This window comes from Paucibacter sp. PLA-PC-4 (genome assembly GCF_026241155.1).
In the GTDB taxonomy this organism is placed as follows: domain Bacteria; phylum Pseudomonadota; class Gammaproteobacteria; order Burkholderiales; family Burkholderiaceae_C; genus Roseateles_E.
In genome coordinates, this window is sequence record NZ_JAPFGP010000019.1 from 47,634 (window position 1) to 58,318 (window position 10,685).

Here is a 10,685-nt window from a genome sequence, read left to right on the forward strand (position 1 = left end):
TCGGCGCGTGGCCGGAGTAAAGAAGTTGAGGGAGGGAGAAAAAGCCGGCGATCGGAGCGATCGCCAAGGTCAGCGCGTGCGCGCTACCAGCTCAGCGACAGGCGCAGCGTGATGTAGCGCCCGCGCCAGTCAGCCTGGGTGACGTCGTAGTAAGGCAAGGTGCTCACGTACTCGGGCTGCCGGTCGGCGACATTGGCGATCGCCAGGGACACGCGCGCGTCATTGACGCTGGGCAGGCCGAGACCGAAGCGTTTGAGGTCGAGCGAGGCTGCCAGATCGTGCACCCAGTAGTTGCCCAGTGCATGCCCGCTCGGCGCAACGTCCTTGTAAGACCCCAGATAGCGGCTGGTCATGCCCAGACTCCAGGCGCCTTGCTCGACACCGGCCTGGAGCCGGCCTTTCCACTTGGGCGCCCAATAGTCGACCGCACGCAGACTCAGGCGCTCCGCCACCGCCGACCCGGGCGCCAGTGCGACGTCGTACTTGGTGCTGCGGGTGGCGCTGGCCGATGCTGTCCACTTCGCGCCCGCCGTCTTCCAGGCATGCGATATCTCCATATCAAGCCCGGCGGTGTCCACCTTGCCGTAGTTCACCTCGGCGTAGAGCACGCGCGTGATCGGACCTGGCTCGCCCCCGACCGCCGGCCCACGAATGACAAAGCCGGGGAATAGTGCCTCGTTGTCCACCGCCGTCTGCGGCCACAGCAGCGCGATCAGGCCATTGATCTTCACCTGCCAGGCGGTCAGACCCAGCCGGGTGCCCGCGGCGGACTCGGGCTCCCACACCAGGCCAAGCGACGTGGCCTTGCCCTTCTCTGGAGTCAGGTCTGCATTCGTCGTGCGCAAGACCTCGCCGCCAAGGACCGGCGCATTGCCTCGCCGAGGGTCTCTGAGTGAATACGCCTCGGAGGTCAGCGACACGTCGTTGACATGGGTCTGCAACAGCGTCGGCGGCTTGAAGGATGTGGCCGTGGAAGCGCGCAGCAGGCTGGTGCGCGTGGGACGGAACTCCAGACCTGCTTGATAGGTGTTGGCACTTCCGAAGTCGCTGTAGCTGTCGCGTCGCGCAGCGACCGTGAGTGCGGCCAGATCCCTGGCAGGGCCGGCGTCGGCGCTCGTTCGCCACAGCGGCACCCGCGCCTCGCCATAGACCGCGCTGTTCGTACGGCGACCTCCCACGCTAGTGCCGCCCCGGATGGCGGACAGAAAGCGGTCGCGCGCCGTTTCTGCGCCGACGATGACATCGACGCTACCGGCGGGCAAGGTCAGCGCCGAGCCCCGGACCAACACACTGGCCTGGTCCTTGCGACCGTGCCCGTCCCGGTTCGAGTCCGTCCAGATGGCGCGCAGCACCTCCTCGCTGGCCGCGCGGCCGGTGGTAAAGGGATTGAGTGCGGTTGCGGGATTTGACGACGCGAGCGCCGCTGTGCGCGCCGCCACATTCGCGGTGGTGTTTGACAGGGTGTTGACACCGTCATCCCGCGTCGTCGAGACATTCGCCTCAAGCTCCCATCCCGACACCACCTCGCCGCGCACGCCGAGCAGCAGACGTTTGAAGTCGGTCTCGCGATGCAAGGTCTCCGCGCCGTTGTCCAGCCCGAGCCGTCCGCTGACGCGTACTGCGACACCGAAGGGGTTGTAGGCGTTGGTGGCCGGCACCAGCACGTTGCTGAGCAAGATGCCGGTCTGCTCGGCATGAAGTTCTTCCCGTGCCAGGGTCAGTTCGCCAAACACCGACCAAATTGGCCCGAGACGGCGCTCAAAACCAGCATGCAGGCCATAGGTCTCGTAGCCATGCACCAAGGCGCTGCCATTGCCATTGGCCATCGAATTGCACAGATTCGCCTGACCTGCAGTGGTTGCGAAGTTCGCAACGGTCAGCGGCTGCCCGCCTGGAGCCGAGGGGATGCCGGCGAAGCTGGCGTTCAACCCAGGCAAGTTCGCAGCCGTGGCGCTGCTCACGGTGCCCGGCGTGCAATTCCGCGAACGGGCATCAACGCCCCCAAAGCGTCGGTAGTCCGCGTCCAAAAAGTAGCCGCGTTCGGACATCAGCAGCGGCGTGGCCTTGCGATAAGAACCCAGCACCAAGAAGGAGCCCGCCTCATCAGAGCCGCCCGTCCCCAGCGACATGCTGCCATCACCCACCCCTGTGGCAGAACCCAGTCGGGCATCCAACACAAAGCCATCGATCTTCTTCTTCAGAATGATGTTGACCACGCCGGCCAGCGCATCACCGCCATAGACGGCAGAGGATCCGACCGGCACGATCTCAACGCGCTCCACGGCCGCCATCGGGATCAGGCTGAGATTGAAGAAATTGGCCTGCGACGCGCCCGCCGCCTGCACTCTGCGGCCGTTCACCAGTACCAGCGTCGATCCGAGCGGCAAGCCGCGCAACTGCACCGAGCCCTGCCCATTCGTCTGACTCGAACCGCCCTCCCCCGGGTTCATCGAGACCTCGTTGAGACCGCTCAGAAAGCGGTCGAGCGTCGGTTGACCACTGCGCTCGATGTCGGCCCGGGTATAGACATTCACCGGGGTCGGACCATCCGCCTGGATGCGCTTGAGCCGGGATCCGGTGACCTCCACCCGGGTGAGGGATACGGGCACTTGCGCCTCTTCGCCGACCACCGCACCGCCCCCGGGGGTGGACGCCTGAGCGAGCACGGCAACAGGCGCTGCACCCGAATCCACGCCGCGTACCGGCCTGACGGAAGGTGGCCGGGGCGCAGAGGCAGGCTGGCCCCTGCCTGCCCGTATCACGATCGGACCGTCCGGCATGACGGTCAGCACGAGGTCGGAACCCTCCAAGGCCTGCGACACGGCCTCCTCCGCGGTCAGCTGTCCCGATACCGCGCGAGCACTTCGCGCGCCGACCTTGTCGGGATCAAAGATCACCGAGACACCGGTTTGCCGGGCAATGGCGCGCAAGGACTCTGCCAAAGGCTGCGACGGTTGGTCGATGCGATGACGCGCTGCCTTGACGGCATCGGCGGCACAGGCCAGGCCGCAACTCAGGACCAAGGCGATGACCGTGCTATCCCGAAAGTGACTGCGACGCGCTACCGCGCCAAGGAGAATCTTGCGAAACATTCTTGCCTCTGTCTTGTTGTAGGGGATAACAAGATGACGAGGGCACCGAACAGTTTCCGTCAGGGCTAGTCCTACTGCGAGATTGCCAGCTCCAGACGTCCCGCACGCTCGCGAAGCTCCAGTCCATGCAGCGCAGCCACAGCGCGGGCGAAGCCAGGGCTGTCACTGGTCTGGTACAGACCGCTCACGCGAAGCGTGGACGCATCGCCGATCAACACCATCGGTGTGCGCGTGTAGCGGTTCATCTCGCTCACCGCCTGCGGCAACGAGATATTGTCGAACACGACTTCGCCGCGTTTCCATGCAAGCAACTGTTCGAGCTGAGGTCGCTGCAGATGCTCAATCGCTGGCACCGTCTGGGCGCTGGGCTGGCTCCGACGCGTCGCCAGCACCAGGCGCTCACCGGGCTTCATCAGCCGCGCCTTCGAAGCGTCCCGCTGGCCGGCGTCACCGGAGACCGGGCGCACGCCAATCTGCCCTTCTATCAGGGTCACGGTCAGCGGCTCATCGCGGCGATCCGTGCTGCGGCCAGGCAGTCGAACCGCAAAGATGGTGCCAATGGCCAGTACCTCGCTGTCAGCCGCTCGCACCACGAAAGGTCGATAAGCATCCTTGGCGACTTCAAAGACAACTTCGCCGCCCTCGACGCGCACGGATCTGCGCTCAGCATTGAGCTCCACACGGACCTGGGTGTCGGTATTGAGCGACAGGCGCGAGCCGTCCTCCAGCAAAACCAGCTGTTGTTCGCCGACCTTGGTGGCATAGACCTCCACAGCCCACCAGCGATGGGCCGCGAACGCCGCGACAGCAATCACAAGGGCGAGCAGGCCCAGCAGCGGCCAGCGCATGCGCGCCCACCAGCGCTCGCCCGCGAGGGCCGCATTCAACGACCGGGCTGCTGCGCCGGCGTAGACGTCGGCAGCACTGACGCCCGCCACCTCTTGCCAGACATCGGTGCACTTCTCGAAGGCGTGGCGGTGAGCCGCAGAACGCGACAGCCACTCGCGCAGCGCCCGCTCCATCTCTGGCGACCGGCCGGGACCATGAAGGCGAGCGATCCAGGTCGCCGCCTCGGCGGCGATCTTGCGCGTCACGACCGGGGTTGGGCCGCTGTCCCGGCCCGGCAGCCCGTCCCGGCCGTTCATGCCGTCGCCAGCCATGTCACCACCCCTCCATCCCCTGCATCACCGCGATCGTCGCTTTGGCGACATGCTTTTCGACTGCACTGACGCTCATGCCGAAGCGCCGTGCGATCTCCTGATAGCGCAAGCCTTCCATGCGGTGCGCCAAGTAGATCCTGCGGGTCAGCTCGCTGACATCGACCAGACTCTCGGCAAGTCGCGCCAGGCGCTCTTTGGCCAGCACGGTGGCCTCCGTCGTGGGCGCGGAATCGGCCTGCAGCAGATCATCGAGCGTCATGTCCTCCAGCAGCACCGGCTCGCCACGAGTTCGCTGCATGCGGTAGGCATCGATTCCCAGGTTCAGGGCGGTGCGCATCAGAAATGCATCGGGCTTGGCCACCGTGTGATCAAGCTCGTAGCAGATGAGCTTGAGGTAGGCCTCCTGAGCCAGATCATCGGCATCATCGCTGGTGAAACCCCGATGCATCAGAGCGGACTTCACTCGTGAGAACACGGCTCGCAAATCCTTGACCGTTGCCATGGCGCCCCCCATCCCAGCGCCAAGGCCTCCGGCGCTGATCTGCGCAATCTTAGGACGGTAATCCCTTGCGAGAAACCCCCGGGGACGCCGGCAAAAGGAAGCCCCCCCCTGAAAGCCGAACGAATACGACCACCTTCGCCGCCCGTCGCGCCCCGTCAATCCGGGCGCCCCGGGCGACCTGGCGCAGTTCCGGATCCAGGCCCCGGCCTCGACGTCAGGCGACGTTTCCCTGGGGACAGCCTCGCCATCGCTGCAGACGAATGCCGCGCCGAGCGCAGCAACAAGGTCACCGACAAAGTGCCGAACGATGAATTTCAACGCCACATCGACTCTTGAATTCACGCGCGGACATCTCCACCATTGCGTGCGCGCAAAACGCAGCCATCGCACTGCGTCAGAGATTTCATGAATTCCAGGGAGCACATCATGACGCAAAGACGCGCCAACAGCACTGCGTCAACTGCTGGAGAAGGTACAGCAGCCACACGGCCGGGACTGCGAGATCACGCAGCCCCCCACAAGCTGCAGCTGGTCGCCGTGGGCCTGGGGGTCGCGGCAAGCCGCACGCGCCGCCTCCGTGGCAACGCCCATGCCCAGTGCTGGGCCTTGCTCGTCACGCGCGAACAGTTCGACGCGTTCTTAGCCAGCGATCCGCTTCGCTTCGAGGATCCCGTGCGCTTCGCCCAGCTCAGCAAGGAGTTCGCCCATGCCTTCGACAACCACGAGTCGCATGACGCTGCGGGAGCGAGCGAGTACGCCGGACTACCCAGCCCAGGCCCTGCAAGCGATCTTACAGATCCCCACAGCGACGGACCCCTCCGAACTCCTGGTCAGACTTGTTAAAGCCACATCGGCCATCGGCGCGAGCGCGAGCGTCTACACCGCCACCATTCCCGAGGGCAACCATGAGCCCTCCTCCTACCTGTGCCTCTTCGCCTGCGACTGGCACTACGCCGATGCACAAGAGGGACTCGGGCAGATTCTCTCGCACCCCTGGTTCCGATTCGCCCGCACACACACGTCACCCGGCACCCAGCGCCAAGTCAGAGTGCTGGCGTGGGAAGACGAGAAGGCGATCAACCTGGCCCACCAGTACGGCTTTCGCTCCTGCTTCATCGTGCCGACGTCGGCCGGGCCCAACCCCGAGCGCATCGAGATGCTTTGTATCGGCAGCGAGGAAGCGGACGACTTCGAAGGCCCCGACGCCCGGATCGTTCGCACGCTCGCCCGCTCACTGGCGGCCGAACTGCACGACTGGCTGACCTGCTACCTCCAGCAGCGCCTGCTCGAAGCCGCAAAGCTCAAGGACGAGGACGTGGACCTGCTCGCCATGCAATGGCAAGGCCTCAACACCAAGCAGATCGCGCAGCAGACCGGCATGAGCGTCGGCTGTGTCAACTCGCGTTTTCAGCGCATCAACACCCGGCTGCACTGCGCAGACAGAAGGGAATCCGCAGCCCGGGCCGCCGCTTACGGGCTGTTGGAGTTGACTTAGCCGCAGCAGCTCAACCCGGCGCCCAAGAGACCAATAGAGCGACCCCGACGGGCATCTCCTGTGTCGCCGAGCTTCGGGCATCGAGCGATGCCGCGCAAGCAAGCGCCACTTGCGCAGATCTGGATCGCAAGGGTTGAGCCACCTGGTGGTGCAGCCGACAGAAACTGGCGTTCGCACCTCATTTATCCGTGTCTGTCGCAAACCAGGGATCAACGCCGACCCTCTTTGCTAACCTCGCGCCCTCCATTGAATCACTGTAGGAACGCACGCTATGCGTATGTCCTGGATGGCCGGCCCTGTTGCCGCGTGCTTGCTTGCCTGCGGCGGAGGCGGTGATGGCGGCGCTGTGCCGCCGCCGACAAAGGTCGACTTCGATCTCGTGTTCGACAACGAGGCAAGCGATGGCAGCCGCAGCTTGAAGAGGGCCGCTCTTGACGGGTCGGCGGTCGCATCCGTGCCCAATGCCATCAACGCAGTGCGGCCGCATGCGCGAGCCGATGGTCGCGCGCTGGTCTACACCTCGTTCAGCACCGATCCGCTGCAGGTGCCGACTCTGATGTTGCTCGCAGACTTCTCGCGCGCAGCCACTGTACTGTCCAGCAGGGCCGACGTGTATGAGCGCGAGGCGGTTTTCTCGCCCGATGGACGTCGTGTCGCCTTTGTCTCCCAGCGGGACGAACCCCAGGGCTCCGACGTTTTTGTCGCCACGCTCAATGGCGAGCGGATGGAGGACGTGCGCAATCTGACGCCGAGCGCTTCGGGTGCTGTCAGCCTTGACGTGACGCCGGCATGGTCGCCCGATGGCAGCCAGATCGCCTTCGCGTCAAACCGCGATGGCAGTGACTTCAAGCTCTGGGTCATGCATGCCGACGGCAGCCAGGTGCGCCAACTGACCACTGCTGGGGCCTACGCCGACGTGTTCCCCACGTGGTCGCCCGACGGCAAACTGATCGCCTTCCAACGGCGCAGCGGTGACCGCTACCGCATCGGTTTCCTGCCCGCCACGGGTGGCTCGCCTGCGTTCTTTGAATTCGACGACAACGCCTATGCACCTGCTTGGTCGCCAGACGGCCAGCGCATTGCCTTCGTGGGCCGTGTGGGCGGCGAGTACGACATCCACTGGCGGGACGCAAGCGGCTCTGGCCCGATCACCCGCATCGCCAATCCCGGGGCGGACCGCAACCCAAGCTGGATCAAGCGCGCCGCGTCCTGAGCGGCAAAGTGCCGCCGCCTTCCCCTTGTCTCTGGACAAAGCACATCACCCGCTTGGCCGCAACGCGGCAACACGATGCGTGCGAGGAGGCAAAGCCGATGCAGATGGCGCTGAAACACGACGTGAAGGCAAGCCCCATGGCACACCGCGGCGACGCACCCCGCGCCCGCATCGTCGCCCTGACCGTGGTCGCTGATCGCGATATCGAAGACGCCGAAATCGGGTGGCTCGAGCCTTGTCGTGCCTTGTCGTGAATGAGCGGCTGGGCCCTGCGCGGCAGGCGTCACACGCAATGCTGGGCGCGCCTGCGAGGACTTGCCTTTGAGCAAGCAGCTGCAATAGACCGGCAGCGGCATGGGCTGTGCGCAAGCAGGTCAGGCCGCCCTCGCCAGCGGCTCAAGCAGCCTGACCGGGGCTAAAAGAAACCGACTCAGGAGAGCCGGTCATTGGCGGGGAGCCGCTGCCTCAGTAGCGACCACCACCGTAGCCGCCCGTGCCGTAGCCGATATCCGAACGCTTGGCTGCGGTGTACCCACCTGCGCCGTAGCCGTTCGAATCCGTGTTTGCTTCGCGGGGGCGGGCCAGACTCACGACGATCGAGCGTCCATCCACGGACATGCCGTGCAGGGCTGCGATAGCCGCCTGGGCAGCTTCGGCAGAAGCCATTTCCACAAACCCAAAGCCCTTGGACGTGCCGGTTTCGCGGTCCATCATGACTTTGGCAGAGGAGACGCTACCGAACTCGGCAAAGTTGCTCTTCAGGCTGGAATCGGTCACAGAGTAGGGCAGGTTACCCACGTAGATTTTGCTGCTCATGGACGAGCCTTTCTTAGTACTGGCGCACCGTCAGGATGCGAATCTCGAATCTGCGAATGGGGAATACGCAGGGAGTCGGACGTTTGGACAGGATCTGGCGGGACCAAATCGTCAGCAGACAGGGGGGTGCGGCATGCTTGCCTGCAGCCAGCCCTGAGTGACAGCGAACAACCGAGCCGCGTCGTGCGAGGCGAAGGTTGTTTCGAAGCGGAACACACGGCGGTGAGCACCGTTGTCCTGAGCACGGCGAACCGAAAAAGAGGCGCGAAAGCGGCCACAGTCGGTCGGGTGTGTCGCGGGCGAGACGACGTACTTGCCCATGGGAATGGCGTTGTTTGAAATGTTCTTCAATCAAAATTGCAGGCTTGAATCGCCTGACGGGAGCATTCTTGAACTCGGTGCCGCGGCTGCCGCACCAGACAAAAATGCACGGGTCACAATCAGCTTCCGGTCGGCGTTGATCGCCAATCGAAGAAGGCAGGTTGCACGTGCCCTATTATACCGTTTCAAGCCTATTGAACGGAATTTATATTCCCCCAGGTATTGAAGCAGCCATTGCAGTGGGGTTTCCCGACGGCGCTCGCAAGAGTTCCGCTGCGCAAGCCCGGCGAGAGGACGCCGCCGCCCGGCGCGCGCGAGCCCATGTCGCCGAGCAGCGTTTTGCTGACGCAGGGCTGCTTGGCCGTGCTGCTGGCCCGAAAGGCGGCGATCTTCGTCCGTCAGTTCGGGACCGTCGCACCTGGGTGCTGCGAATCTGCAGCGTCTGCTGTGCTTGGGGACCTGTCGCCGGGTTCACTGCGGTGTTTCGCCCGAGGCGATGCAGGCGCTAGGACTGCAGTTGCCAGCTGCTGCGATCGATGGTGACCGGCGTCAATGCTGCGGGCTTCCCGAAGCGAAACCACTGGCCGCGCAGTGCCGTGGCGTCGATGTCCAGCAAGCCAAAGTTCTGGCACTCGGTCCCGATCCAGATGGCGCGGCGGATGGCCGCACCCGACGCCGTGAAGTCGTAAACCATGCGCCCGTTGTCCGTCGGGATGCGGTGAAAGTCGTTGGCGTGAATATCACCTGACAGGCAGGCAATGCAGTGCTCTTTTGCAAGCTCGCGCAGCCATGCCAGGTCCTCGAAGCTGCCCCATTGATCACCCTTGTGGGCCTCGATCACGGAGCCGCTGGCCACCAGGTGCAGGGTGTGAGCGGGTGCAGCCTCCATCGCCAGCCCAATATCGGTGCGCTGCTTGGCGCCCAGCAAGGTACGGTTCACGCGCCAGCTTCGGCCGTCTGTCAGATGCAGGTGAACAGCAGCACCGCCGGGCACGTCCAAGACCACTCGCCGGTATCCGGGGGCGGGCTCATCGGCATCCCACAGCCGGGCGTCGCTGTCATCGGCCGGAAACTGCTGCCTGCCCTCCAGATGCGCACAGTAGGCATTGAAGAGCGCCCGTGATGCGCGGATGTGTCCTGCATAGACCTTCTTCTGAATGGCCTTCTCCTCGTAGCACTCATTCCACAGAAAGTCATGGTCGTCCCAGATCGCATACGTCGGTACCGCGGCAATCAGGGCGGCGAAATCAGCCTGCGCCAGTTGTTGGCGGTATTTCGCCGCCACCAATCGCAAGAACTCGAAGTCCGCCATGGCCTTTGGATGGGTGGGGTGCGTGAGTTCATCGATGTAGATCGAGTCGCCCGTCAACACCAGCGCATCCGGCTTGTGCGCCAATATCTGACGCCAAATCGGCTGCTGCGCGAAGACGGTGGCGCTGAAACACGAGGTAAACGCTATTTTCATGGTGGCCGGTATCCAGTTGACGCTGCGCAGCAGCTAAAACGCATCGCCTTCCAGCCGGGGGCGATCGCCAAGGCCAAGCATGGCAGCCCAGCGCAAGGCCAGCGGATGTTCTGCGCAAACCCGGCTGGGAAGCATCATCAACATGAACCAGACTGGTCCTTCCAACGATGGCTCGCAACCGTACCCAAGGCGCAGCTTGCGGGGGAGCAGCCCACGCAGCCGTATGGCCTGCCTGTTCGGGCAATGACGCGAGCCGCCCGCACAAGCAGACTGCGGCTATCGGAAATCCAGGCTCCCGCCATCAGGACGACGAGGCTTGCATGAGCGGCGGCGTCTGCGCTGACGTGCGTTTGCTTGTTCTGGCCGGCGGCAGCATATGCACACCAGGCCCTCGCCCTGGTCGTCAAGACGGCACCTGACTCCCCGTCCCCGCTCCCCATCAGAAGCTACGGATGGAGCCGCCCGACCGGCACGGTGAGCTTGGCCAGCACATCGTCGGTCTGGCGTCAGTCAAGCAGCATCAGTGGGTCGCACAACGCGCAGGCATGCACCTGCTCAACGACCTTGACCCCAGCGCCCAGCGCCCAGCCCTGGCAGTTTGGCGGTGATGCATTGCCCGGA

The 10,685-nt window shown here is 64.5% G+C and carries 9 protein-coding genes; 3 read left to right on the forward strand and 6 right to left on the reverse strand.

All coding sequences use genetic code 11. The annotated features are described in order from the left end of the window. Positions 1–83: 83 nt before the first annotated feature. The 3 genes from OOZ63_RS24025 to OOZ63_RS24035 form a co-directional block, all read right to left on the reverse strand. Complete coding sequence (locus OOZ63_RS24025; RefSeq protein ID WP_266008176.1) at positions 84–2,930, reverse strand: TonB-dependent receptor; 2,847 nt, start codon at positions 2,928–2,930, stop codon at positions 84–86. Between the two features lie 233 nt (positions 2,931–3,163). Then, positions 3,164–4,252: a FecR family protein gene (locus OOZ63_RS24030; protein ID WP_266008177.1), complete on the reverse strand. Its 1,089-nt coding sequence runs from the start codon at positions 4,250–4,252 to the stop codon at positions 3,164–3,166. A 1-nt stretch (position 4,253) separates the two neighbouring features. Further along, positions 4,254–5,078, reverse strand: coding sequence for an RNA polymerase sigma factor (locus tag OOZ63_RS24035; protein WP_266008178.1), 825 nt, complete (start codon positions 5,076–5,078; stop codon positions 4,254–4,256). A 382-nt stretch (positions 5,079–5,460) separates the two neighbouring features. Here OOZ63_RS24035 and OOZ63_RS24040 point away from each other — a divergent pair, with 382 nt between their 5' ends. The 3 genes from OOZ63_RS24040 to OOZ63_RS24050 all read left to right on the forward strand — a co-directional run bounded on the left by OOZ63_RS24040 (position 5,461) and on the right by OOZ63_RS24050 (position 7,716). Next, positions 5,461–6,249, forward strand: coding sequence for a hypothetical protein (locus OOZ63_RS24040; RefSeq protein ID WP_266008179.1), 789 nt, complete (start codon positions 5,461–5,463; stop codon positions 6,247–6,249). A 277-nt stretch (positions 6,250–6,526) separates the two neighbouring features. Further along, positions 6,527–7,462 (forward strand): TolB family protein, encoded by a 936-nt coding sequence (locus OOZ63_RS24045; protein WP_266008180.1) that lies wholly within the window; start codon positions 6,527–6,529, stop codon positions 7,460–7,462. A 98-nt stretch (positions 7,463–7,560) separates the two neighbouring features. Beyond that, a complete protein-coding gene (locus tag OOZ63_RS24050; protein WP_266008181.1) occupies positions 7,561–7,716 on the forward strand; it encodes a hypothetical protein in 156 nt (51 codons plus the stop codon). 211 nt (positions 7,717–7,927) lie between these two features. Here the strand turns inward: OOZ63_RS24050 and OOZ63_RS24055 are convergent, their stop codons facing one another. The 3 genes from OOZ63_RS24055 to OOZ63_RS24065 form a co-directional block, all read right to left on the reverse strand. Further along, positions 7,928–8,278 carry an RNA recognition motif domain-containing protein gene (locus OOZ63_RS24055; RefSeq protein WP_266008182.1) on the reverse strand — a complete coding sequence of 117 codons (351 nt, stop codon included), beginning with the start codon at positions 8,276–8,278 and terminating at the stop codon, positions 7,928–7,930. A 111-nt stretch (positions 8,279–8,389) separates the two neighbouring features. Next, positions 8,390–8,599: a hypothetical protein gene (locus OOZ63_RS24060; protein ID WP_266008235.1), complete on the reverse strand. Its 210-nt coding sequence runs from the start codon at positions 8,597–8,599 to the stop codon at positions 8,390–8,392. Positions 8,600–9,104: 505 nt separating this feature from the next. Next, positions 9,105–10,064 (reverse strand): alkaline phosphatase D family protein, encoded by a 960-nt coding sequence (locus OOZ63_RS24065; RefSeq protein WP_266008183.1) that lies wholly within the window; start codon positions 10,062–10,064, stop codon positions 9,105–9,107. Between the last annotated feature and the right edge of the window lie 621 nt (positions 10,065–10,685).

Coding starts and splice junctions, on each gene's coding strand:
- OOZ63_RS24030 (WP_266008177.1), bottom strand. CDS start 4,252: ATGGCTGGCGACGGCATGAACGGCCGGGACGGGCTGCCGGGCCGGGAC.
- OOZ63_RS24040 (WP_266008179.1), top strand. CDS start 5,461: ATGCCTTCGACAACCACGAGTCGCATGACGCTGCGGGAGCGAGCGAGT.
- OOZ63_RS24045 (WP_266008180.1), top strand. CDS start 6,527: ATGTCCTGGATGGCCGGCCCTGTTGCCGCGTGCTTGCTTGCCTGCGGC.
- OOZ63_RS24050 (WP_266008181.1), top strand. CDS start 7,561: ATGCAGATGGCGCTGAAACACGACGTGAAGGCAAGCCCCATGGCACAC.
- OOZ63_RS24055 (WP_266008182.1), bottom strand. CDS start 8,278: ATGAGCAGCAAAATCTACGTGGGTAACCTGCCCTACTCTGTGACCGAT.
- OOZ63_RS24060 (WP_266008235.1), bottom strand. CDS start 8,599: ATGGGCAAGTACGTCGTCTCGCCCGCGACACACCCGACCGACTGTGGC.
- OOZ63_RS24065 (WP_266008183.1), bottom strand. CDS start 10,064: ATGAAAATAGCGTTTACCTCGTGTTTCAGCGCCACCGTCTTCGCGCAG.